Source organism: Halomonas sp. A29 (assembly GCF_046723295.1).
In the GTDB taxonomy this organism is placed as follows: domain Bacteria; phylum Pseudomonadota; class Gammaproteobacteria; order Pseudomonadales; family Halomonadaceae; genus Halomonas.
In genome coordinates this window covers 24,545-47,389 of record NZ_JAXQPR010000010.1, presented here as the reverse complement: position 1 = coordinate 47,389, position 22,845 = coordinate 24,545, and the positions used below count along the sequence as shown (strand labels likewise).

Genomic DNA, 22,845 nt, shown 5'->3' with positions numbered 1-22,845 from the left:
TGAGGGGATGGTCGGGATGATGCCATGGTTCGTTCGGCCCGGCCCTCGTCGATTCGTCGCAGGCCGGCCGACACCGGGTGGGACCCGGTGTCGGCAACTTGAAGCAGGGGCAGGAAAACTGAACTAGAAACGAAGCCCTACCGAAGCGGTAAAGGTATCGATGGTGTAGTCGCTGTCGAAATCGTAGCGCTCGTACTCGGCGCGAATCAGCACCGGATTGAAGTTGAACTGGGCGCCAAGGCCGTAGACCGGATCGAAGCCGTCATTGTCCTGCAGGTCGAGTTCGGAGTCACCCAGGTTGCCTTTCACTTCCGTCTCCCAATTGGCAGCGCCGATCTTGGCAAATGGCATGAACCAGGTCGTGATCGGCAACTGGCCGACCAGGCTGGCGCCGTAGGCGTTGGATTCCAGGTTGGTGCTTGCGCCGTCGGTGCCGCGCAGACGTACACGCCCCAGGTCGGCATAGAATATCTCCGCGGCCAGGTAACGGTTGAACTGGTAACCGGCAAAACCCTTCCAGACGTTGTCATCGTCGTCGATGCTGAAGTTGCGGCCCCCGCTTTCGATGAAGTTGTCCACGTCCTCGCGGTCGTTCTCCAGTGAGCTGAACCCGATGCCGAGGCCCAGGTAGGCATACCGCTCATGGGGTTGGCCGGCTTGTGCCTGAACCCCGGCGGCAACGAGTAGCGAAGCGGATGCAATGGCTGTGGTGAGGAGCGTTCTGGTTGACATGTTCTGACTCCTTGAAAAGTCCCTTGGGCCTTGTCCGGCAACTTGCAGCCTTGCGCGCGGCAAGTTGGCTTACTGGAAAGGCCAGCCTTGAAATCCCTCTTTCTTGTCATGCGCAGCCGATACCGACCGAACCGAACCGAACCGAACGCATGTAGGCTTTCTAAACTTAGACTCGGGGTCAGTCGCTCTCAAGGCGGGCTGAGTAAAATAACGTAGCGAGGCGGCAACGAAGAGGGCAACGGCCAGAATGGGGCAGGCACAAAAAAAGCGCCCCAGTGGGGCGCTTCGTTCATCGGCTCAGGTGCCTGGCAGAGGCACTATCGATGTTGCGAGCATCGGAGTCGAACTTGATTCTATCAGAACCTGGGATATCAGGCTTCCTGAGCGATCGGAATCACGTTGGAAGCAGCGTTCTGATACTCCTCGATTTCATGGAAGTTCATGTAACGATAGATCTCGCCGGCCATGGCGTCGAATTCTCCCATGTAACGCTGGTATTCCTCGACGCTCGGCAGACGACCTTCCACCGCGGCCACCGCCGCTAATTCCGCTGACGCCAGATAGACGTTGGCGCCATCGCCCAGGCGATTGGGGAAGTTGCGAGTAGAGGTGGAAACCACGGTGCTCTTGGCGGCAACGCGGGCCTGGTTACCCATGCACAGCGAGCAGCCCGGCATCTCCATGCGCGCGCCGGCGCGGCCGTAGATGCCGTAATAACCCTCTTCGGTCAGCTGGTGCTGATCCATCTTGGTCGGCGGTGCCAGCCACAGGCGGGTCTTCAGGCTACCGGCCGGCTGCTTCTCTAGCAACTTGCCGGCGGCGCGGAAGTGGCCGATGTTGGTCATGCACGAACCGATGAACACCTCGTCGATCTTCTCGCCAGCCACTTCGGAGAGCAGGCGGGCGTCGTCCGGGTCGTTCGGCGCGCAGAGTACCGGCTCCTTGAGCTCTGCCAGGTCGATCTCGATCACCTCGGCGTACTCGGCGTCCTTGTCGGCGCGCATCAGACTGGGGTTGGCCAGCCACTCCTCCATGCCCTGAATGCGGCGCTCGATGGTGCGGCGGTCGCCGTAGCCATTGGCGATCATCCACTTGAGCAGGGTGATGTTGGAGTTCAGGTACTCGGCAACGCTCTCCTCGGACAGGGTGATGGTACAACCTGCGGCGGAGCGCTCGGCGGAGGCGTCGGAGAGTTCGAAGGCCTGCTCGACGGTGAGATCCTCAAGACCTTCGATCTCAAGCACGCGACCCGAGAAAGCGTTCTTCTTGCCGGCCTTGGCGACGGTCAGCAGGCCCTGCTTGATGGCGTAGTAGGGGATGGCATGGACCAGGTCACGCAGGGTGACGCCAGGCTGACGCTTGCCCTTGAAGCGCACCAGCACCGACTCCGGCATGTCCAGCGGCATGACACCGGTGGCGGCAGCGAAAGCCACCAGACCGGAGCCTGCCGGGAAGGAGATACCCAGCGGGAAGCGGGTGTGCGAGTCGCCGCCGGTGCCGACGGTGTCGGGTAGCAGCATGCGGTTCAGCCAGCTGTGGATGATGCCGTCGCCCGGACGCAGGGAGACGCCGCCGCGGTTCATGATGAAGTCGGGCAGGGTGTGGTGGGTTTCCACGTCGACCGGCTTCGGATAGGCCGCGGTATGACAGAACGACTGCATGACCAGGTCGGCCTGGAAGCCGAGGCAGGCGAGGTCCTTGAGCTCGTCGCGGGTCATCGGGCCGGTGGTGTCCTGGGAGCCCACGGTGCTCATCTTCGGCTCGCAGTACATGCCCGGGCGCACGCCCTCCATGCCGCAGGCCTTGCCGACCATCTTCTGGGCCAGGGTGAAACCCTTGCCGGTGTCCTTGGGCTGCTCGGGCAGGCGGAACACGTCTGACTGGGGCAGGCCCAGTGACTGGCGTGCCTTGCCGGTCAGGCCGCGGCCGATGATCAGCGGGATACGACCACCAGCGCGCACCTCATCGAGGATCACCTGGGTCTTGAGTTCGAAGGTGGAGACCACCTCATCGGTGCCATGCTTGCACACCTTGCCTTCGTAGGGGTAGACGTCGATCACGTCGCCCATTTCGAGATTGGAGACGTCCATCTCGACCGGCAGGGCGCCGGCATCTTCCATGGTGTTGAAGAAGATCGGGGCGATCTTGCCGCCGAAGCAGAAGCCGCCTGCACGCTTGTTGGGCACATTGGGAATGTCGTCACCAAAGAACCACAGCACCGAGTTGGTGGCCGACTTGCGCGAAGAACCGGTACCGACCACGTCGCCGACGTAGGCAACCGGGAAGCCCTTGGCCTTCACTTCCTCGATCTGCTTGAGCGGGCCGGTGGTGCCCGGTACTTCGGGCACGATGCCTTCACGCTCGTTCTTGAGCATGGCGTTGGCATGCAGCGGAATGTCGGGGCGCGACCAGGCGTCCGGAGCGGGGGAGAGGTCGTCGGTGTTGGTTTCGCCCGGCACCTTGAAGACGGTGAGGGTGATCTTGTCGGCCAGTGCCGGCTTGGACAGGAACCACTCGGCCTCGGCCCAGGACTGCATGACATCCTTGGCCACGGCATTGCCGGCCTTGGCACGCTCTTCCACGTCATGGAAGGCATCGAACATCAGCAGGGTGTGCTTGAGCTGCTCGCCGACTTCCTTGGCCAGCTCGCTGTCATCCAGCAGCTCGACCAGGGTAGCGATGTTGTAGCCGCCCTGCATGGTACCCAGCAGCTTGACGGCATGGGTCTTGTCGACCAGTGGGGACTGTGCCTCGCCCTTGGCGATGGCTGTCAGGAAGCCGGCCTTGACGTAGGCGGCCTCGTCGACACCCGGCGGAACGCGATTGGTCAGCAGGTCGAGAATGAACTCCTCTTCGCCGGCCGGCGGATTCTTCAGCAGTTCGACCAGCGCAGAAACCTGTTCGGCATTCAGGGGCTTCGGCGGGACGCCCTCGGCGGCGCGTTCTTCGACATGTTGGCGATAGGCTTCAAGCACGTTGGGGCCCTCATCTGGTGTATTGCCCAAAGCAGTTCGGTACGGCGATGAACATCGGCGAAATAACTGCCTTGGCGGGAAAAACAACCGTAGTCACTGGGTGGCGCGATTCTACGGGAAACTGTCGACAATGTTAAGTTGGCCCGTTGAGGCGGGGCCTAGACTTTGGTCGTCGCGATGTTTGCTGAACTACAGGGTGCCACCCAAGGCAGGGCGCGTTACCATTGGCCGAATGACCAACGGGAGAGTGGGATGTGCGCACGTGTCGCCTCGCCCTGCGTGGGGCTCTGCTCGACGACGCTGGGTGATCCGGTGTGCCGGGGCTGCCAGCGAACGGACGACGAGATCGTGGGGTGGATGGCCTTGACCGCCACGCAGCGTGATAGGCGTATTGCGGAGCTGGATGCCTTGCGCGAGCGGGTCGCCGGACGTTTCCTGCACGTGGCGGACGAAGCCTGCCTGGAAGCCCAGCTCAAGCGATATCGCATTCGCTTTCGTCCCGAGCAGCCGCCCCTGTCGCGGGCGGTGGAACTGCTGCGGGTCGGCCGCGATCGAATCCGCGAGCTGCATCGCTATGGCCTGGTGCCGCAGCAGAGCGTCGCCGGGCTCAGTGCTGCCGAGCTGCACGCACGCCTCAGCGAGCAACTGCTGGATGAGGCGAACGAGCGTCGCCGCATAAACCCGACGCAGACTCCCCATCGTTGCCTGCCCGATCCAGAATGCCGAGCCTGAAAATGTCCGAGACCCTCGAAGCGACCCACCATGACGTCGAGCTGCCGCAGGGCCTGCTCGCCTTCCTCGCCTGCCCCACGCCGGATGCCTGGGTCGAGTGGGCGCTGGACAATCCCGAACTGCTGCTGATCGACCACGCCCAGTGTGAGAAGAAAGCCGCCTCGACCGCCATGAGCCTGCTCTATCGCTATGTTGACCAGCCGCTGCTGATGACCAAGATGTCGCAGCTTGCCCGCGAGGAGCTGCTGCATTTCGAGCAGGTGGTCAAGCTGATGGAAGCGAGGGGCATCGAATACCGCCATATCAGCGCTTCCCGCTACGCCGAAGGTCTACGTCGGCACGTTCGTCCTCAAGAACCGGAGCGACTGGTCGATATTCTCATCATAGGGGCCTACATCGAGGCGAGAAGCTGCGAACGTTTCGCCAGGCTGATCCCTCACCTCGATCCAGAGCTGGCCCGATTCTATCGCTCGCTGGTCAAGTCCGAGGGCAGGCACTACGAAGATTACCTCATGCTGGCTCGGTATCTTTCGTCGGATCCCATTGACAAGCGAGTGGATTTCTTTGCCGAATGCGAAGCACAACTAATAGTCACGCCGGACACGGCGTTTCGTTTCCATAGTGGCGTGCCGGCTTGATACCGCCACTTTGCCATGCAGGGTTCCGTCATGCAGGACGCTTCAGTTATCGTGCATAACAGTGAGTGTGATCACCTGGCGTTGTTCGGCCAGTTCTCGCTGGCACTGGGTGATGATGTACTGACCCAGTTCAGCTATGACAAGGTCAAGGCGCTGCTGGTCTATCTCCTGTTGCACCAACAGCCGGTCAACCGGGCCAGCCTGGCCGAGCTGCTGTGGCCCGACCAGGGCCTCTCCTCGGGACGCACCAACCTGCGCCATGCCCTCCATTGCCTGCGCCAATCGCTGGGCGAGGAGGCCGAGCGCGTGCTGGTCGTGTCACGTCAGACCATTGCCTTCCGTCGGCCCGAGGGCTGGCGCTTCGACCTGCACGAACTTCAGCAGTTGCTCGAAGGCGCGCAGGATGTTGCGACTCTCGACCAGTTGCTGCGGCGCTATCGAGGCGATCTGGTAGAGGAACTGCAGCTACCGGCATGCACGGAATTCCAGCGCTGGCTGGTACAGCTGCGCAATGAGTGGCGCCAGCGGGTGATCCGCTTTGCCGAGGGCGTGCTCGAGCGCAACGACGATGTGCCCGACACGCTGTTGCAGACCTTGGTCAGTCGTTTCTCCGGCTATGGGCCTTTCCACGAGCGCCTGGTGCGTCAGCTTGCCGAGCAGGGTCAGCTGGCGGCTGCCCATGAGCAGTACAACGCCTACCTGCAACTGCTGGCACTCTCCGGCCAGCAGCCCGAACCCAATTTCCTGCAGTTGGCGCGTCATTGGTCGGACGGCAACCCCGATCTGCAGAGCCTGTCGCCGCAGGGCGCCTTCTCGCGCACGCTGGCGGCCGGAAGTTCGCCGCTGCGTGAGGACGAGATCGAACAGCGGCAGCTCTCGGTGATGGCGATCCGCCTACGAGTGAAAGGCGATTTTTCTGCCCGCGACGAGACCCGTGCCTGCCTGGCACTGCAGATCGAACTGATGCGCTGGCTGGAGCAGCAGTGTCATCACCTGGGAGGCTTCTGGCTGCCCGGGGCGACCGGTGGCCTGGGTTTGGCCTGCTTCGGCACTCATGGTCCGGCGCATCAGCTAGCCGAACTGGTGGCGCTCTATGAACACTGTCGGCGTGTGCTGCCCGACGAGGTGGCGCGCCATTGGAGCGGCGAAGGCGAGGCGCCACGCATTGAACTGGCGGCTGGCCTCAACAGTGGCCGCGTCGTCTACCTGCCCGAGCGCCAACTGGTCGACCCGCTGGGTCAGGTGACCCAAGGTGCACTGGACCTGATGTCCGCCGCCGAGGGCAGTGAGCTGGTCATCTCCCAAGAGGCAAGCCAGCACATGCCGCCGGCGCTGGACCTGCAGCCGCGTCTTTCCTCGCGACTGGTGGCGAGTGACGGTCGCGTGAGGCTGCGTGCTCTGGTGCTGGGCCACAACGAAGGCGGTCGTGATGCCATGCCGCCGAGCCTGGTGGGGCGTGAAGCGTCGCTGCGCGTGCTGCGCGATGCCCTGGCGCGTGCCGGCATCGGCCTGCGCCAGAGTGTGCTGGTGCGTGGCGCTTCAGGCATGGGCAAGTCGGCGCTGATGGTCGGCTTCCGCCAGCTCGAACTCAGCCGTGACGCGGCCATCTGCTGGCAGCCCACCACCCGCCTGTCGGTACTGGAGCCCTATGGCGTAGCTCGCACGCTGCTGCGCTGGCGGCTCGATGGCAAGTTCGACAAGGCCGGGCTCGAGGGTCTGATCAGCCAATGCGAACTCAAGCTGAGCCCGGAACAGCTGGGTTTGCTGGAAGAGGCGCTGGGAGTCAGGGAGTCGCCGGAAGTGGCGCAATTGGCGAAGAGCGGCGAGGCGGTGGATCTGGTCGTGCTGCTGCTGTGCCGGGCCATCGAGCGGCAGGCTGTCGAGCGTACCCAGGTTTTGATGATCGACGACCTGCAGTGGCTCGACGAACCCTCGTTCCGCGTATTGGCCGGTTTGCAGGCACGTTTGCCGATCAACTGCGCCTTCCTCCTGGTCGCCAGTCACCATGGACGCGAGGCCCTGCCCACGCGCCTGCACTGGGACCAGCAGGTGACGCTCAGCCATCTCGATGCCATGCAGTCGTCACGCCTGCTTTCGCAACTGGCCAGGCGCTACCGATTGCATCTCAGCCCACGCCTGCGTGGACAGATCATCGAACGCTGCGATGGCGTGCCGCTCTACATGCAGGAGATCTGCCGACGCCTGGAGATGGATCGCCGGGAGGGGCGTAGCGTCCATCTCGACGAATTGCCGCGCGGGCTACTGGGACTGCTGGCCGGGCGTATCGATCAGCTCGACGGTGACCGCGAGGTGGCGCACGTTGCCGCGGTGCTGGGGCGTCGCTTCCGCCTCGATTTCCTGGTCGAGTGCAGCGGCTGGGACATGACTCAGCTCAACCGGGCCCTGGAGCAGATGCGCCGGCTCGAGATCATCGAGCCCGCCGGAGGCGAGGGGGGCTGTCGCGAATATCAGTTCAGCCATCAGCTGCTGCAGGAAGCCGCTTACCTTTCCTGTCCGCGCGACGTGCGGGTGCGTATCCATCGTCAGGTGGTGAGTCTCATCGAGGAGCGCTTCCCGATGTGGATCGGTCGCCACCCGGGCGACTTCGCCACCCACCTGCGGCGCAGCGGTCACTATGCCCGCGGAGCACGCTACTTCGAGCTGGCGGCGCGTGAGGCACTCAAGGTCAGCGCCAACCGCACCGCGCTGAAGATGGCCGACTTCGGCCTGGCCAGCCTGCGTCACGTCGAGAATCAGGCGGAGCGCGAGATCAGCCTGCTGACCGTCCGCGGCCAGGCCGCCTTCGCTCTCGAGGGGCATGGCTCGCCGACCGCACACGAAAGCTTCGTACGGGCCCGTGAGTTACTGGTGCAGCACGAAGGCTGTCATGCCGAGGACTCCGAAGACCTGGAGCAGGCCTTCCTGGTCAAGTGGGGGCTGTGGGTTGGCTGCAGCCAGCGCCATGCCCATGCCGACGCCTTCTCGCTTGCCGCCAACCTGGCCAACATTGCCGGCCGACTCGAGGACCCGCGTTACCAGCGCCTGGCCGACTATGCCCGCGCCAACTGCGAGTACTGGGCGGGTCGTATCCGGCAGGCGTATGAGCATCTCGACGAGATTGCGCCGCTGGAGCAGCCGATGATGATCGAGTGGCTGCCTTTCTCCGAACATCCCCAGGTGGCCGCGGCCTGTTTCCAGGGTTGGGCGATCTGCCTGCGCGGCGACTACCGACGTGCCGAGCAGCAGGTCGAGGCAGCGATTCGCCTGGCCGAGCGGATCGGTCATCCCGGCTCGCTGGCCATGGCGCTGCTGTTTGCCGCTGCGCTCTACCGGCAGCTCGGCCATGTGCACCTGGCGGCGCGCCGCGCCGAGCAGGCCGTAGCCCTGACCGAGACTCCCGACCTGCACCTCTGGCAAGTATCGGCCCAGGGTATTCTTGGCTGGCGTCGGGCGCTATCCGGCGATCGTGATGGCCTGCCGATGATGGAGCTGGCGCAGGAGGAGCTTGGTGAGATAACCGGCCGTGATCGCTATCACCGCCCCACGCTGTGGTACAGCGACGCCTGCCTGGCGCTGGACGAGCTCCCGCGGGCCGAGGATTACCTTGACCAGTGCTTGATGATCGCTCGCGAGCGCAGCACCCTGTTCGTCTCTGAGCTGGCAGTTCAGCTCGCCCGTGTGCGCCACCGCCTCGGCCGCCCGGCGAATGAGGTACGGCTGTTGGTGGAACAGGCGCTTGAGTGCGCGCGCCTGCACGAAAACCGCCATCAGGAGTTGGGTGCGCTGGAGGCATGGTTGACGCTGGTCGACAACCATGATGAAGACATGCGCGAGCAGTTCCGAAGCCTGCTCGACAGCGTGAGCCACAGCGATGCGCCGGTATTGATTCGCTGGCGTACCCTGCTTGACCGCCAACTGCCTCAGTCGAGCAATGCGGCAGGACGCATAGCCGTCGGCAACGGTTGAACCTGGCTCAGGTCGAGGTGCCGCACTCGAGGAAGGCGATTCGCTGCAATGCCTCGGTGCGGTTCACCCCGCACAGTTCGCGGTCGAAGCCGAATCGCTCGCACACCGCGGGCCGGCGTTCATTGCCGAATAGGCGGCAAAGGTTGTTTGCGTCGAGCTGCACACAGCGCACCCCGGCCGGCTTGCCGTGAGGCATGCCGGGTATCGGTGAACTGATCGAAGGCGCAATGCAGCAGGCGCCGCAGCCGGGGCGACAGCCTTGCTCCTCGGGAGCGCCCAGTGCCGCGATGTGCGGTTGGCTCGCGCAGCCGGTGCTCACGGCCTGGCCTCGGCAAACGCGCCCTTGTCGATCCCCTCGAACGCCTGCACCCGGGTGGGTTTTCCCGTCTCTTCTGCGATCTGTCGTGCCAACCAGGCGGCGATGTACTCGATCGTGGTCGGTGTGTCGAGCACGATGCAGCGCTCCAGTGGCAAGCGCAGTTGAAAACGGCCCTGTTCGGCGCGGTAGCGGCTGGTCAGGCTGGGTCGAATCTCGGGCTCGACCTGCTTGACGATATCGCTCTTGTCGACCAGGTAGCGGTCGTTCAAGTAGCCGGTCCACTGTTCTTCCAGGGCAAGGCAGCGTTCGCCGCGTTGCCACACGTGCAGGCGTGAGCGATGACCATGGGCGATGCGCTGGCAATTGCCGGCGTGGTGCTTGAGCCCATGGCTATAGGTAAAGGCGGCACCCTCGATGACTTCTGCACGCAGCCGTAGGCGTATGTCGCTGATACGGGGGGGCGGGCGTTTCATCAATTCCCGCGCGAGAGTGTCGGCGAGCCGCTCGCGGGTGATTTCCTGCCAGGGCAGCAAGGTTAAGGCCTGGCGAGGTGCACGCACTTCCATCGCGTAGGGCAGAGAGGTGCGTACGCAAATCCCCTCGCTGCATTCGCTGATGCTGATGCCGGGGGCACGGGTCGGTACCAGCAGCGTATGATCGGCACCGGCGTCCAGGCGTGACTTGATCCACGGCTTGACCTGGCCGAAGTCGAACAGCATGCCGTCCTCGCCGAGTTCGCCGTCGAGTTCGGCATCGACGAACCAGCTGACGCCGATCAAACCGCGCTGAGGGCACCAGAGCGAAGCATCGAGCTGGGTCAGCCGATTGACGAATAGTGTCATCAGTCGATTCCCGTGATCTTGTGGGTCTGTAGCGACAGCCGCCACTGTGGATGGGACAGGCAATAGGCCACGGTCTTGTCCAGGTGATTGGTGTTGTCAGTGAGCGGCGCGCTGTCCAGGGGTTGCAGGAAGAAGTGGCGGAAGTCGAGATCGGTGAAGCGCTCGGGGGGAGCCTCTGCCTGAGGGTAGACCAGTTTGAGCTCGTCGCCGGCCGTCAGCGCAAGAGAGGTGGCAGCCTTGGGGCTGACACAAAGCCAATCGATGCCGGCGGGAGCCGGCAGGGTACCGTTGGTTTCCACCGCCACTTCGAATCCATGCGAATGCATGGCGTCGATCAGTGTCTCGTCGAGCTGCAGCAGTGGTTCGCCGCCGGTGAATACCACATAGGGCGTGGCCGCACCGTCGTGATTGGGCCATAGCGCTTTCAGGTGCGTGGCGAGCGCGTCGGCATCGACGAAGCGTCCGCCGTTCTGCCCATCGGTGCCGATGAAGTCGGTGTCGCAGAAGCGGCAGGCGGCGCTGGCCCGATCCATCTCGCGCCCCGACCATAGATTGCAGCCGGAAAAGCGGCAGAAGACGCTGGCGCGCCCGGCGCGGGCCCCTTCACCCTGCAGCGAGTAGAACGCCTCTTTCACGTGATACATCAGCCGTCACCTCTCGATGAGCCGCCGACGCTGGTATCGGGCCGCTGTGTGGCGGCGGTATCGGGCCGCTGTGTGGCGGCGGTATCGGGCCGCTGTAAATAGCCAAGAGGATCGACCACGCCGTTGGCGGCAAAGGCAGCCAGCCGTTCGCGGCAGCTGCCGCAGCGACCGCAGGCCAGTGCCTCGCCGCGGTAGCAGGTCCAGGTATCGGCATAATCGAGCCCCATGGCCAGGCCGTCGGCAAGGATCTCGGCCTTGCTTGAGCGCAGGTAAGGCGCATGGATCTCGACCGGCTCGAAGTTGGCGATACCGGCCACCCCGTTCATGGCTTCGACGAACTCGGGGCGGCAATCGGGGTAGAGCACGTGGTCGCCGCCGTGGGCGCCGTAGTCGACTCGTGCGGCGCCGATGTTCACAGCCTTGGCGATGGCCAGCGACAGCAGCACCATGTTGCGGTTGGGCACTACCGTGGCGGTGAGGTTCTCCTCGCCATAGTTGCCTTCCGGCATGTCGCGGCTGGCATCGGTAAGCGCCGAGTTGTCGATCAGGCCATGGATCGTACGGATGTCGACCACCTGATGCGGTACGCCGAGCGTACGACAGACCCTGGTGGCCACCTCCAGCTCACGGACATGACGCTGGCCATAGTCGAAGGAGAGGGTATGAACCTCTCGCCCCTCGCGCAGGGCACGGTGCAGGACGGTAAAGGAATCCATGCCGCCGGAATAGATCACCACGGTGGCGTTGGAGGAAGCGTTGGGCATAGTGAGACTCTGAGTCGGAGAATTTATCACTCCCGTCTATGGGCGGGCGCCGGGATCCGGTCCGGCGCGCGTCATTCTACTTGAGCGGAAAAACAAGTGCACGTGGCTTGGTGGTGCTGGCAAAGCACTCGTGCTGCTATAATCCAGCCCCATATCAGCGCCCAGGCGCTGTCTGAAAAGTCGGCGAGCGAAGGCCAGACAAGGCAAAAATCGACGAAAGGACGGAGTTTACGGGACGTAAATGAGTACCTTGAGTCGATTTTTAACGCCGTATGGCCGAGCGCAGCTAGTTTTCAGGCAGTGACTCGCCATCGTCCTGACAACGGTGACCTCACATGAAAGCTCCCGAACTGCTCTCCCCGGCGGGGACGTTCAAGAACATGCGTTACGCCTTCGCCTATGGCGCCGATGCCGTCTATGCCGGCCAGCCACGCTATTCGCTGCGTGTGCGCAACAACGATTTCAAGATCGACAATCTGCACCGCGGCATCGCCTACGCTCACGAGCGGGGCAAGCAGTTCTACGTGGCCTCCAACATCGCGCCGCACAACAGCAAGCTCAAGACCTACCTGCGCGACATGGAGCCGGTGATCGAGGCCGGCCCCGACGCGCTGATCATGTCCGACCCGGGTTTGATCATGATGGTCCGTGAGCGCTGGCCCGAGCAGGTGATCCACCTCTCGGTGCAGTCCAACGTGGTCAACTGGGCCGCGGCAAAGTTCTGGTACAAGCAGGGTATCAGCCGCATCATCCTGTCGCGGGAACTGTCGCTGGAGGAGATCGCCGAGATCCGTGCCGAGTGCCCCGAGCTCGAGATCGAGACCTTCGTCCACGGCGCGCTGTGTATCGCCTATTCGGGGCGCTGCCTGCTCTCCGGCTATTTCAATCACCGTGACCCCAACCAGGGCACCTGCACCAACGCCTGCCGCTGGCAGTACAACACCGTGGCCGCGGCCCAGGATGAGACCGGCGACCTGGTGCCGGCCAACTCGGCGGCGGCCCATGCGGCCAGTGGTATCTGGACGCCCGGTCAAGGTGGCCTGATTGCCTCGGGCGGCGGCAGTACCACCTACAGCACGGCGACGGCTGGTGGTGTGGAAGGGCAGGACGAACTGTCCGCCTTGATAGAGGACGCCACTCGCCCCGGCGAGTTGATGCCGGTCTTCGAGGACGAGCACGGCACCTATATCATGAACTCCAAGGACCTGCGCGCGGTGCAGCACGTTCCCAGGCTCACCGAAATGGGTGTGACGTCGCTCAAGATCGAGGGGCGGACCAAGTCGCACTACTACGTGGCGCGCACCGCCCAGGTCTATCGCCGCGCCATCGACGATGCGGTGGCCGGACGGCCGTTCGACATGCGCCTGATGGACGAACTCGACAACCTGGCCAACCGCGGTTATACCGAAGGCTTCTATCGCCGCCACGTCCACGACGAGTACCAGAACTACGAGCGCGGCAACTCGGTCGGTGTGCACCAGCAGTTCGTCGGTGAAGTCGTCGGCTACGATCCCGGTCGCGGCCTGCTGGAAGTCGACGTCAAGAACCGCTTCGAGGTGGGGGATGGCATGGAGCTGATGTTGCCCGGCGGCAACCGTCGCTTCACTCTCGAGCACATCGAGAACAAGCACGGCGAATCGGTGCAGGCCGCGCCGGGCTCGGGTCATGTGGTGCGGATCCCGGTACCGGGTGAGGCCATCGCGCCGGAGCGCATCGAGTTCGCACTGCTGATGCGCGATCTGAAGGGCTGATCAGCGCTACAGGACAAGACGTAGCGTCAGCAACGGAAAGAGGGCGGCCAGCAAGCCGCCCTCTCTCTTTCTGGTCATTCTGGGGAGACGCTCTCAGGAGTCATCAGGATCCTCGTAGTGACCCACGCCGTCCCGGCCGCCATGCTTTACCCCGTACATGGCCTTGTCGGCGGCATCGACCAGAGTTGCCGCATCTTCGAACTCACCGTCTTCCAGGTCGACGATACCGATCGACGCGGTAACGTGCAGCGGTTCGCCATCGGCCTGCGTCAGCGGCTGGCTGGCGAGGTACTCGCGAATGCGTTGGGCCAGGATGCTGGCCTGCTCCCGGTGGGTATTGGGCATGATCACCAGGAACTCTTCGCCACCGTAGCGTCCGGCGATATCGCTTTCGCGAACCATGTTGTTGAGCGCTGCGGCAAAGTGGATCAACACTTCATCGCCGAAGCGGTGACCGAAACGGTCGTTGATACGCTTGAAATGGTCGAGGTCGATGAACATTACCGAGAGCGGCTGGCGGGCGCGCTTGGCGCAGTCGAAGTGCTGCGCGAGGCGCTTCTCCAGCCAGGGGCGGTTGGCCAACTGGGTAAGGTGGTCGATGCGATGCTGTTCGTCCAGAACGACATGGCTGGCATGCAGGGCTTCCAGCTCTCGCTGCTGCTCGGCAAGCCGTATGGTCATTTTCAGGTTTTGTTCGAACAGCAGTTCCTTGGCTTCGGCCAGCAGGTGGGTGCTGTCGATGGCGGGTGGGCAAGTGATCTCGAACAGGCGTGCCAGTGAAGGCAAGCGATGCTGTAGCTCCTGCATCACTGTCATCAGCATGACGATGTCCAGCGAGGCGATAGAGGCGAGCTGGCGTAGCAGGGCGCTGAAAGCAGAGGCCGAGTCGGCCGCCAGCCAGCAGTCGGCGATACGACAGGAGAGGCGCAGGCAGAGCTTGCGTGCATCTCCATCGGCCAACGGGCCATGACTGTCGATGATGCCGGCTGCGATAGAACCGGGCACTCCCCAGCTCGCGGCGAGCCATGAGCCGACCAGGGCATGGTCGCAGCCGTAGCGCTCCTTCTCTGCCTCGCTGAGCTTCTGGTGCTGGCGGAGATCGGGGATGTGCGTGGCATACGCTTCGCCATCCAGGGCTTCGAACGCCAGTATGCCGATATCCTGCAACAGAGCGGTGGTGAACAGCTGGGGGGCCTCGTGCGGACAGAGGTGCTGGGCCAGCTCCTGTGTGGCTGTGGCGGCGATGATGGCACGCTGGCACAGATATTCGTGTTCGAGGACGGCACTGGCGCCGGGGCGGGGAAGACCAAAGCTCAAGGCTATTGCCAGGGTCGCATCCAGCCCGATGCGTGAGACACCATCCAGGCAGGTGGAGACCGGGTTTCCACCTCGCGAATAAGAAACGCTGTTGGCCATGGCGAGAAGCCGCAGGGTAAGTGCAGGGTCCTGGCCGATGGTTCGGGCATAGTCGGTCAGGCAGGGATCGGGGGAGCGCGCAATGGCAATTACCCGTGCCGCGGCTGCCGGCAGGCTGGGCAGGGTACGGCACTCGGCCAGGCGGGTGCGCAGGGTTTCGGGCAAGGGTGGTAGTTGCAGACTGGCGGGATCGCCCACGCCAGAAGATTCCGCTATCGATATCCTATCGATCGGCATATTTTTCCCCGCCCATGCTGATTCTTGTTGTCCCCGGCCAAGCCTATCAGAACGGCTATCGAGCAAGCGTTTGAGGTTTTATTGCTTCCTCAACGATGCATCCAGGTGGTCGACGACTTCCGCCCAGTCGGCGTCATCCTCAAGCGCCGCCTCGAGGAATTCGGCCTGGGAAGGGCTCCAGAAGGGGGCTTCGTGGAGCGCCATGGTGGGAGGTAGCGGAGCATGTTGCTCGATGAAGGCCTGAATCGAGGCTTCGTCGGCGGATAGACCGAGCTGTTCGAAGAGCTCGGTAAAAGGATGCACGGGATGCTCCATGTCGCAACTCCTGGGCCAGCGGTTTCGGTTCATCATGTTCAACTTAGTCTGACTGCAGCAGGAAGTCAGCCGCTCAACGCTCACCCACCAAGGGGGTCAGGAAGCGCCGGCGACGCTCCTGGTCGTCAAGTGGCTGTGCCAGCAGGTGGACAAGCTTGGTCATGGCGGCCTCGGGCGTCATCGCATCGCCCGAGAGAACGCCGGCCTGCAGCAGTCCTTGCCCGGCAGCGTAATGGCCGGGGGCGATGCCGCCGATGGGGCATTGGCTGATCGCGGCGATCAGCTTGCCTTCACCGCTGGCTCTGGCCAGAACGCCGATCAGCTCGGGGTCCGGTGGGACGTTGCCTCCGCCCCATACCTCGAGCAGCGCACCGCGTACGCGGGGATCGCTGAGCCAGGCGTTCAATTGCCAGGCCTGGATGCCGGGCCAGAGTACGCATCTGACCACGCCGCCATCGGCCAGCGTCGAGTAATCCGGCAGTTCGAAGCGTGGCGCCCCGCGCTGCTGGGCTTCGAGACCGCGGCCAGGATAGAGGATCACATCGTCGTCGATGCGTTCGCCAAGCACGGGATAGTTGAGGCTGGCAAAGGCGTCGTCGGCCTCACTGTGGGTCTTGCGCGTGCGAACGCCGCGCAGCAGCCGGCCGGCGAAGGCCACTGCGACCTCTTGCAGTTCCGGCTTGGCGGCGCAGCGCAGGGCCAGTTCGATGTTGTCGAGCGCGTCGCTGCCTTCGGCTTCGAGCGGTTGCATGGCGCCAGTGACGACCACGGGGCGATCCAGCCCCTGGAGCTGGTAGGCCAGGCTCGAAGCGGTCCACGATAGTGTGTCGGTGCCATGCAGCACGACCACCCCGGCATGTTTGCGTACGCTTTCAGCAATGAGCCCGCCCAGGCGCTGCCAGTCGCTGGGGTTGGCTGCGCTCGAGTCGATGGGGTCGTCTACCGACTGGAGCGTGAAGCGAGGGAGCTGTGCTTGGCGACTGGGTGGCAGGCCGGCCAAGGCATGCCTGATCCTTGCCTCGATATCCCCACCCGGGGCGAGCCCTTCGGCACTGGGTACCATGCCCAGGGTGCCGCCGGTATAGAGCACCAGCACGGGGCGATCGACGAAGGGAGACTCGTTCATGGCAGATCCTGGCAATGATGTTCAAGGAGGCACCAAAGGGGTGCGGAGGCAATGATACCGAGATTCGTTTAGCATCTCACTCGTCAATCACAACCCTTGCACCTTCTGCGACTCTATCGCCCGGATGCGTTATCAAGATTTCGCCCTCGTTAAGCCCGGCGCGCACCTGAGAAACGAGCCCTTGGCGACGGCCCAACTCCACCATGCGGCGTGTAGCCCGTCCCTCTTCTATTACGAACACTGTCCACTCTCTATCATGGCGAAACAGTGCGCTGGTAGGGATCTGCAAGACCTGATCTGCTTCCCATATCAGGAATTCGGCATCCACGCGAAAGCCACTGCCAAGGCCGAGTGCGGCCAGGTCGAGCCCAGCGGAGAAGTCCACGGTCACCGGCACTCGCTGCTCGTCCACGCCCAATGCAGAGGTGCGGGTGAAGCCGGAAGGAGCGATGCGCCTGACCTCGCCTGTCAGCGGCTCACCGCCCCATCCGGTGATGTTGACGGCCATGCCAGGGCGCAATCTCACGGCATCCATGGAAAGTAAGTCGACCTGGACCTCGAGATCGTTGAGGCTACCGAGTTCGAGTATCGGGTCTCCAGCGGAGACGCTGCCTTCACAGCAGCGGTAGCGTGTCAGCACAAGCCCGGATATCGGTGCGCGAACTTGCAACTGAGGCTGATCAGCCTCGCTGCGCTGTCCGCTGGCTATTGCCAGCAGTGCGCGAGCGCTTTCCACTTCGAAGCGAGCCACTTCGACGCCTGAAGACGCCGAATTTTCCTGCGCTCGAAGCCGGTCACGCTGGTTCTGACGCTGCTCTAGATCGGCAGTAGAGATGAGATTACGCTGCTGCAGCTGCTGGTAGCGCTGGTATTCCGATTCAGCGAAGCGTCGATCGGCCCGGGCCGTCTCGAGATTGGCTTGAGCGGCCTGGAAACGCGCCTGAGCGGCTTGCAGGTTGTCTTCGGCCTGCTGACGGGTTCGCACGTCCAACGCTGGGGCTGGGCTTGGTTCGAGCTGGAACAGTGCCTGGCCTTCCTCGATGCTGTCACCGACCTCTAGAGTGACGCGTTGGAGGTAACCCGTGATGGGAGCCGAGACATTCCAGGTGTTGCGCAGGCGAGTGCGGCCCTCTTCGACGATTGAGTCGACGAACGGACCCACCGTGACTCGTGCCACATTGACCGGAACCGGTGAGGGACGCAACGCCCAGACCAGCAGACCTAGCAGTCCGAGACCCGCTATGCCCCAAGCCACGTAACGGGGCCAAGTGCGCCGTGCGCTCATTCGTTCAACCTCTCGTAAAGACGGCTCATGAGCTCATCACTCCACGGCCTTGAGTACACGCAACTTATCGAGACGACCGAGGCGCCGGTACACCAGGACGCCGACAATCAGCGAAGTGACCAGGACACCGGCGGCGGCGAAGCCAAAGAGCTGTGTTGTGTAGACCAGCGGTAAACGGAACAAGTCATTGCTGAAGGCTTGATGAAGCAGGCGTATGAAAACGATGCCGAAGGCCCAGCCCATCGGAATGGCCGCCAGGGTGAGCAGGGCAACCTCGCCCAGCAGTATGCGTGCCACTTCCAGACGGGTGTAACCCAGCACCTGCAGCGTCGCCAGCTCCCTGGCCCGCTCGGCAAAGGCGATGCGGGCATTGTTGTAGATCACGCCGAAGGCAATCGAGGAGGCAATGCCAACGAAGATCGTCGCGACGAGCAACAGTGTCTCATCCATGTATTCGCGAATGCCCCTCTCGGCCTCTGCCAGCAGCCCGATCGAAGCCACGCTGGGCATTTCCCATAGTGCGTCATGCAGTTCGCCCGTGTACGCCGTGTCTGCCAGCAGCCAGGCACCGTTGATCGCAGGGCTCTCGCGCATCAGTGCATTGAGGGTGTCGCGGCGCAGGTAGGCGCCCACACCGAGCGGTTCCTCCACCAAGGCCGTCAAGGGCAGTTGAACACGCTCGCGGCGGCCCTCCATGATGGCGACTTCCAACTCGTCGCCGATCCTGGCATCCAGCATCTCGGCCAGATGACGCGTCAGCATGACACCCGTCTCGGGTAGTTGCTGTGGGCGGCCGCTCACATCGAGTACGCGACGCAGCCTCGGGTTGGGTTCCATGCCCAACAGGCTGGTGCGGTATTGGCGATGGCCATGTAACAGGGTCACGGGCACATGCCGCCAAGCCTCCACCGCCAATACGCCAGGCTGATGCCGAAGTTCACCGATTGCGCTTGTCGCAACAGGTTCATTGAAGGTGAGCTCGACATCCATTTGCAATACCTTGCGGTACTGCTGATCGATCATCTCGTTTACTGCTGCGAGCTGGTAGGCGCCGATCATCAACAGCCCGGCAGAGAGGGCTATTCCCACTACCGAAAAGCCAGCCTTGGTTGGATATCGAGCCAAGTTGCGCACCACGATGCGTCCCTCGTTGCCGAGCAGGGCTGCCGGGACCAGGCGTTCCAGCCAGCTGCGTCGGAAGCGGTGTGGTGCGGGTGGACGCATGGCCTCGGCTGGCGGGAGGCTTACCGCTCGCCATACCGCATGCCAGGTACCGGCCAGTGCGGCACTCAGCGTTACCATCAGCGAAAGAGCCAATGCCCAGCCCGGTACGCCGAAGGGCATCTCCGGGAAGCGGAAATACTCACGGTAGACCGCCGCGAGGCCGCTGGACGCCCAGGCGCCAAGTGCCACGCCGATCGCCCAGCCGACCAGTACGATCAATCCCGCCAGCAGGCTGTAGTGGCGGGCCAGTTCGCCATCACGGTAGCCGAAGGCCTTGAGCACGGCCAACTGCTCACGCTGGGTCTGGATGATGCGTCCCATTACCACATTGAGCAGAAATGCCGACACCGTCAGGAATATCGCCGGCAGCACGGTCGCCATAATGCGCTGCTGGTTCAGTTCCTCTTCGATGAAACGATGCGATTGCTGGTCATGACGTGTGTGAGCGCCTAGTGCTCCATAGCGGGCCAAAACCAGGTCCAGGGCATCCATGACACCAGCCTTACTGGTCCCTGTCTGAACCGTCAGGGTCAAACTGTTGAATGCCCCCTCCATGCCATAGGCCCGGGAGAGGGCGCGCTGGTTCATCCATAGCACGGCATAGCGACGGTAGTCTGGCATCAGGTCGGTAGGAGCGGCCTGGAAGAGGAATTCAGGGCTCAGAGCAATACCTGCCAGGGTCAGTCGCGTGCGGCGACCATTGACGATTGCCTCCAGCTCGTCCCCGGGTGCCAGGCCATGCGCTTCGGCGAAGGCATCCGACACTACCACTTGATCGTCACGCCCGGCTTCCGGCAGGTTGCCCGCCAACAAATGAAGGCGGTTGAGCAGCGGCTGACGTCCGTCGGGCAACGACAACAGTTGGCCGCGTACGGGGTCGCCGTAGCCGGGAACCGCCAGGCGTACCGCAGCGCGAACCCGGGGCTCGATCAGATTGACGCCATCGAGCCGCTGCAGTTGCTCCAGCATGCCCAGGGGCGCCCGTTTTACCTCGACGAAAATCTCGGCGAAGTGATGACTGGCGTAGAAGCGGTCCCGGGCGCCGGACAGCGACTCCAGGGTGGTCACGGCAAGGACCAGGGTCATGACACCGCTGGCAATGACCATGGCAATGGCCAGCGCCTGCCCCTTGAGGCGCCAGAGGTCGCGATAGAGTTTGCGGTGGAGAGTCTGCATCGTAGGCGTCGCCGAATTACCAGCGAAGCTCTTGCGGTTTGCGGCGGCTGGCGTTGACGTGCAAATGATCCACCCGGCCGTCCCGCAGGCGGATGATGCGATCGGCCATGTCGCCTATCACTTCGTTGTGGGTAATGATCGCCACCGTGGTGCCGGTGTCGCGATTGACCTGTTCGAGCACCTCGAGCACGCGTATGCCGGTTTGGAAGTCGAGCGCCCCGGTGGGCTCGTCACACAGCAGAACGTCGGGCTGCTTGGCTACGGCTCGGGCGATGGCGACACGCTGCTGTTCGCCGCCCGATAGTTGGGAGGGAAAGTGATCGAGGCGATGTTCCAGGCCCACCAGTGCAAGGGCCGCTTCCGGGGTCAGCGGGTTGCGGCTGATGTCGGTGACGATGGCGACGTTCTCCCGCGCGGTGAGACTCGAGATCAGGTTATAGAACTGAAACACGAAGCCTACGTGATGGCGGCGAAACCGGGTCAGCTCCCGCTGGCTCGATTTTGCCAGGTCTAACTCGTGCTGCGGTGACGAAGGCGCAATGGAGGAATGAGGTTGGTAGCTTGGATGGTAAAGCAATGAACCTTCGCTGGGGCTGTCAAGGCCACCGAGGATATTGAGCAGCGTCGACTTGCCCGAGCCAGATGCGCCGAGCATTACCACCAGTTCGCCCTTGAACAGTTCCAGGTCGACGCCGCGGAGCGCCTGTATGGTGACTTCACCCATCTGGTAGAAACGCTTCAAACCTCGGGTCTGGAACACCACTTCTGACATGACGTATGGGTCGCCTGGTGGGGGCCGTTATCCGCTAGGCTAGCATGCCGCGTTACTCTTATACGCTTGATCGAGGTCAACGAAATGCAAAAGCCTATCGAGTGATGAGCCTGCCATCTTCGCTGATATCCAGGCGCCGGTTGCGCCCGGCCAGCAGGGCGAAGACGACCGCAGCCGCCACGATCAGCAACAGCACCAGGGTGAGTGCGTTCATACTCACTTCGAGCTGCAGCAGCACGCCAACGGCCAGGGGGCCCATGGCCGCCAGGGTATAGCCACCGCCCTGGGCCAGGCCGGAGAGCTTGCCGGCCAGACGTGAATTGGCCGTGCGCAGCACGATCAGGGTCAGGGCGAGGCTGAAGCTGCCGCCCTGGCCCAGCCCCAGGAGTGCCACTCCGAGCCAACGCCAGCTGGCATCGGCCTGTAACAGGATCCACAGGCCGGCGCCGACACAGCCCAGCACCAGCAGCAGGGCCGGCCGCTGGTCGCGACTGAAGCGTGCCAGCCACGGCGCTCCCAAGGCGGATATCAGCTGTACCATGACCGAAGCACCCATCATCCAGCCGGATTCGGATTCACTGTACCCGCGAGCCTGCAGCAGCGTCGGCAGCCAACCAAAGACGATATAGGCCAATGATGACTGGGTGCCCATCAGCAGCATTACCTGCCATGCCAGTGGCTGAGCGAGCAGTTCGCGCATGCTGCCACCTGCAGGGGGCGTGGCGATGGGGCGCGGCGTGCGCGGCATGAGTGCGACCCAGGCCAGCAAGGCCAGTCCGGCCAGAAGACCCCAACTGACCAGGCTGAAACGCCAGCCCCCCAGCAGGTTGGCCAGGGGAATGCTCAGGCCGGCGCCGAGGGCGCCCCCCAGGCACAGGGCCATGGTATAGACCCCGGTCATAAGATCCGCTCCGCCGGGCAGCTCACGCTTGACCAGCGCCGGGAGCAGGGTACCGGCGATGCCGATGGCGGCGCCTGCCAACAGGGTGCCGATGAACAGCAACGGTACGGCTGGCACGCCGCGCAGCAACAGGCCGAGGATCAGTATGCCCAAAGACAGGCTCAGGGTTCTCTCGGGCCCCATGCGCTTGGCCAGCCAGGGGGCCAGGGGGGCGAAGATTCCCAGGCAGAGTACCGGCAGTGTGGTCAGGGCTCCGATGGCAAGAGGCGTCAGACCGGTTTCGGCCTTGATGCGCACCAGCAGCGGGGCAAGTGAAGAGAGGGCGGGTCTCAGGTTGAGACCCACCAGCACCATCAGGAATAGAAAGAGGGCAACGCGTCGAGGGTCGGGGCGGATGTCAGTCGTCATGGCCTCGCCACTTGCCGGTTCTCCTGTTGGCTGTTTGCCTTGCGGAAGCGTCGTCTTCATCGCGGCGAGCGATCAAAGGGTGCTCGTTGACGCCGCGGGAATCGAAGTTAACCTGTCCTGGATCGGCGGACTGCTGGACCTGGCGCCGGATATCCGAAACGTCCTCGACGCTGACCAACTGTTCCTGATCGCCCAGCACTTGGCGTTGGGCGATCAGGCGGCCTTCGAAGGTCCAGCAGCGCTGCGGTGCCTGGGCGACGTGCCAGATGCGTCCTTGCCAGTGGGCGTGCCCCTGGGCATCCAACTGCAGGGCTTCGAGAGGCACCAGCGCGGCGAACAACCGTGCATTGAGCACCAGGCCGCCGCTGGACATGTTGACGGCGCCCTCGAAGCGCCCGGCATGAAGGTCCTCGATGACGCTGCTGCGCTTGGTTCGGGGCTCGATGCTACCCTGGCCGCAGAGATGCAGCAGGCCATCATCGATCTGCTTGATGACCCAGACCGGAATGGGTTGCTTTCCGGTCAGCCATTTAAGCATGCTCGAGCCTCCTTGCATCGTCAGGTGAGGTTTTATGGGCCGTATACCATCCCATATCCCTCGCCAACCGCCAAGCTTCCCTAA

General features: G+C 63.4%; 18 protein-coding genes. 4 read left to right on the top strand and 14 right to left on the bottom strand.

The window, feature by feature from the left end; all coding sequences use genetic code 11:
• Window positions 1–123: 123 nt before the first annotated feature.
• Window positions 124–732: a porin family protein gene (locus SPH52_RS18455; protein ID WP_411796526.1), complete on the bottom strand. Its 609-nt coding sequence runs from the start codon at window positions 730–732 to the stop codon at window positions 124–126.
• 371 nt (window positions 733–1,103) lie between these two features.
• Complete coding sequence (gene acnB / locus SPH52_RS18450) at window positions 1,104–3,707, bottom strand: bifunctional aconitate hydratase 2/2-methylisocitrate dehydratase (protein WP_411796525.1); 2,604 nt, start codon at window positions 3,705–3,707, stop codon at window positions 1,104–1,106.
• Window positions 3,708–3,959: 252 nt separating this feature from the next.
• Between acnB and SPH52_RS18445 the strand changes: the two genes are divergently transcribed.
• The 3 genes from SPH52_RS18445 to SPH52_RS18435 are packed head-to-tail and all read left to right on the top strand — an operon-like array spanning window position 3,960 to window position 9,043.
• A complete protein-coding gene (locus SPH52_RS18445; RefSeq protein WP_411796524.1) occupies window positions 3,960–4,439 on the top strand; it encodes a DUF1289 domain-containing protein in 480 nt (159 codons plus the stop codon).
• A gap of 2 nt (window positions 4,440–4,441) precedes the next feature.
• The gene (locus SPH52_RS18440; protein WP_411796523.1) at window positions 4,442–5,077 is read left to right on the top strand and encodes a tRNA-(ms[2]io[6]A)-hydroxylase; all 636 of its coding nucleotides are present in this window, start codon (window positions 4,442–4,444) and stop codon (window positions 5,075–5,077) included.
• 30 nt (window positions 5,078–5,107) lie between these two features.
• On the top strand, window positions 5,108–9,043 hold the full coding sequence (locus SPH52_RS18435) for an AAA family ATPase (RefSeq protein ID WP_411796522.1): 3,936 nt from the start codon (window positions 5,108–5,110) through the stop codon (window positions 9,041–9,043).
• 7 nt (window positions 9,044–9,050) lie between these two features.
• On the opposite strand, the gene SPH52_RS18430 is transcribed toward SPH52_RS18435, so the two are convergent.
• Genes SPH52_RS18430 through queC form a run of 4 tightly spaced genes read right to left on the bottom strand, consistent with a single transcriptional unit; the run spans window position 9,051 to window position 11,612 of the window.
• A complete protein-coding gene (locus SPH52_RS18430) occupies window positions 9,051–9,362 on the bottom strand; it encodes a YkgJ family cysteine cluster protein (RefSeq protein ID WP_411796521.1) in 312 nt (103 codons plus the stop codon).
• Window positions 9,359–10,204, bottom strand: a complete 846-nt coding sequence (locus SPH52_RS18425; protein ID WP_411796520.1) for a 6-carboxytetrahydropterin synthase — start codon at window positions 10,202–10,204, stop codon at window positions 9,359–9,361. The genes SPH52_RS18430 and SPH52_RS18425 overlap by 4 nt, the downstream gene beginning before the upstream one ends.
• On the bottom strand, window positions 10,204–10,848 hold the full coding sequence (queE, locus tag SPH52_RS18420; RefSeq protein ID WP_411796519.1) for a 7-carboxy-7-deazaguanine synthase: 645 nt from the start codon (window positions 10,846–10,848) through the stop codon (window positions 10,204–10,206). The genes SPH52_RS18425 and queE overlap by 1 nt, the downstream gene beginning before the upstream one ends.
• Window positions 10,848–11,612 carry a 7-cyano-7-deazaguanine synthase QueC gene (gene queC / locus SPH52_RS18415; protein WP_411796518.1) on the bottom strand — a complete coding sequence of 255 codons (765 nt, stop codon included), beginning with the start codon at window positions 11,610–11,612 and terminating at the stop codon, window positions 10,848–10,850. The genes queE and queC overlap by 1 nt, the downstream gene beginning before the upstream one ends.
• Window positions 11,613–11,947: 335 nt before the next feature.
• Between queC and yegQ the strand changes: the two genes are divergently transcribed.
• Window positions 11,948–13,363, top strand: coding sequence for a tRNA 5-hydroxyuridine modification protein YegQ (gene yegQ, locus SPH52_RS18410; protein WP_411796517.1), 1,416 nt, complete (start codon window positions 11,948–11,950; stop codon window positions 13,361–13,363).
• A 93-nt stretch (window positions 13,364–13,456) separates the two neighbouring features.
• Here the strand turns inward: yegQ and SPH52_RS18405 are convergent, their stop codons facing one another.
• The 8 genes from SPH52_RS18405 to SPH52_RS18370 form a co-directional block, all read right to left on the bottom strand.
• Window positions 13,457–14,977, bottom strand: coding sequence for a diguanylate cyclase (locus SPH52_RS18405; protein ID WP_411796516.1), 1,521 nt, complete (start codon window positions 14,975–14,977; stop codon window positions 13,457–13,459).
• 117 nt (window positions 14,978–15,094) lie between these two features.
• A complete protein-coding gene (locus tag SPH52_RS18400) occupies window positions 15,095–15,331 on the bottom strand; it encodes a DUF2789 domain-containing protein (protein ID WP_411796515.1) in 237 nt (78 codons plus the stop codon).
• A gap of 73 nt (window positions 15,332–15,404) precedes the next feature.
• Window positions 15,405–16,457, bottom strand: coding sequence for an asparaginase (locus tag SPH52_RS18395; protein ID WP_411796514.1), 1,053 nt, complete (start codon window positions 16,455–16,457; stop codon window positions 15,405–15,407).
• A 76-nt stretch (window positions 16,458–16,533) separates the two neighbouring features.
• On the bottom strand, window positions 16,534–17,742 hold the full coding sequence (locus SPH52_RS18390; protein ID WP_411796513.1) for an efflux RND transporter periplasmic adaptor subunit: 1,209 nt from the start codon (window positions 17,740–17,742) through the stop codon (window positions 16,534–16,536).
• Between the two features lie 36 nt (window positions 17,743–17,778).
• Window positions 17,779–20,142 (bottom strand): ABC transporter permease, encoded by a 2,364-nt coding sequence (locus tag SPH52_RS18385; RefSeq protein WP_411796512.1) that lies wholly within the window; start codon window positions 20,140–20,142, stop codon window positions 17,779–17,781.
• Between the two features lie 16 nt (window positions 20,143–20,158).
• A complete protein-coding gene (locus tag SPH52_RS18380) occupies window positions 20,159–20,914 on the bottom strand; it encodes an ABC transporter ATP-binding protein (RefSeq protein WP_411796511.1) in 756 nt (251 codons plus the stop codon).
• Window positions 20,915–21,008: 94 nt separating this feature from the next.
• Window positions 21,009–22,223, bottom strand: a complete 1,215-nt coding sequence (locus SPH52_RS18375; protein WP_411796510.1) for an MFS transporter — start codon at window positions 22,221–22,223, stop codon at window positions 21,009–21,011.
• Complete coding sequence (locus SPH52_RS18370) at window positions 22,213–22,761, bottom strand: hypothetical protein (RefSeq protein WP_411796509.1); 549 nt, start codon at window positions 22,759–22,761, stop codon at window positions 22,213–22,215. Before SPH52_RS18370 ends, SPH52_RS18375 begins: the two co-directional genes overlap by 11 nt.
• Between the last annotated feature and the right edge of the window lie 84 nt (window positions 22,762–22,845).

Excerpts from the sequence above, each read along its gene's own strand:
- SPH52_RS18455 (WP_411796526.1), bottom strand. The coding sequence starts at position 732 with ATGTCAACCAGAACGCTCCTCACCACAGCCATTGCATCCGCTTCGCTA.
- SPH52_RS18445 (WP_411796524.1), top strand. The coding sequence starts at position 3,960 with ATGTGCGCACGTGTCGCCTCGCCCTGCGTGGGGCTCTGCTCGACGACG.
- SPH52_RS18440 (WP_411796523.1), top strand. The coding sequence starts at position 4,442 with ATGTCCGAGACCCTCGAAGCGACCCACCATGACGTCGAGCTGCCGCAG.
- SPH52_RS18435 (WP_411796522.1), top strand. The coding sequence starts at position 5,108 with ATGCAGGACGCTTCAGTTATCGTGCATAACAGTGAGTGTGATCACCTG.
- SPH52_RS18425 (WP_411796520.1), bottom strand. The coding sequence starts at position 10,204 with ATGACACTATTCGTCAATCGGCTGACCCAGCTCGATGCTTCGCTCTGG.
- queE (WP_411796519.1), bottom strand. The coding sequence starts at position 10,848 with ATGTATCACGTGAAAGAGGCGTTCTACTCGCTGCAGGGTGAAGGGGCC.
- queC (WP_411796518.1), bottom strand. The coding sequence starts at position 11,612 with ATGCCCAACGCTTCCTCCAACGCCACCGTGGTGATCTATTCCGGCGGC.
- yegQ (WP_411796517.1), top strand. The coding sequence starts at position 11,948 with ATGAAAGCTCCCGAACTGCTCTCCCCGGCGGGGACGTTCAAGAACATG.
- SPH52_RS18400 (WP_411796515.1), bottom strand. The coding sequence starts at position 15,331 with ATGGAGCATCCCGTGCATCCTTTTACCGAGCTCTTCGAACAGCTCGGT.
- SPH52_RS18395 (WP_411796514.1), bottom strand. The coding sequence starts at position 16,457 with ATGAACGAGTCTCCCTTCGTCGATCGCCCCGTGCTGGTGCTCTATACC.
- SPH52_RS18390 (WP_411796513.1), bottom strand. The coding sequence starts at position 17,742 with ATGAGCGCACGGCGCACTTGGCCCCGTTACGTGGCTTGGGGCATAGCG.
- SPH52_RS18385 (WP_411796512.1), bottom strand. The coding sequence starts at position 20,142 with ATGCAGACTCTCCACCGCAAACTCTATCGCGACCTCTGGCGCCTCAAG.
- SPH52_RS18380 (WP_411796511.1), bottom strand. The coding sequence starts at position 20,914 with ATGTCAGAAGTGGTGTTCCAGACCCGAGGTTTGAAGCGTTTCTACCAG.
- SPH52_RS18375 (WP_411796510.1), bottom strand. The coding sequence starts at position 22,223 with ATGACGACTGACATCCGCCCCGACCCTCGACGCGTTGCCCTCTTTCTA.
- SPH52_RS18370 (WP_411796509.1), bottom strand. The coding sequence starts at position 22,761 with ATGCTTAAATGGCTGACCGGAAAGCAACCCATTCCGGTCTGGGTCATC.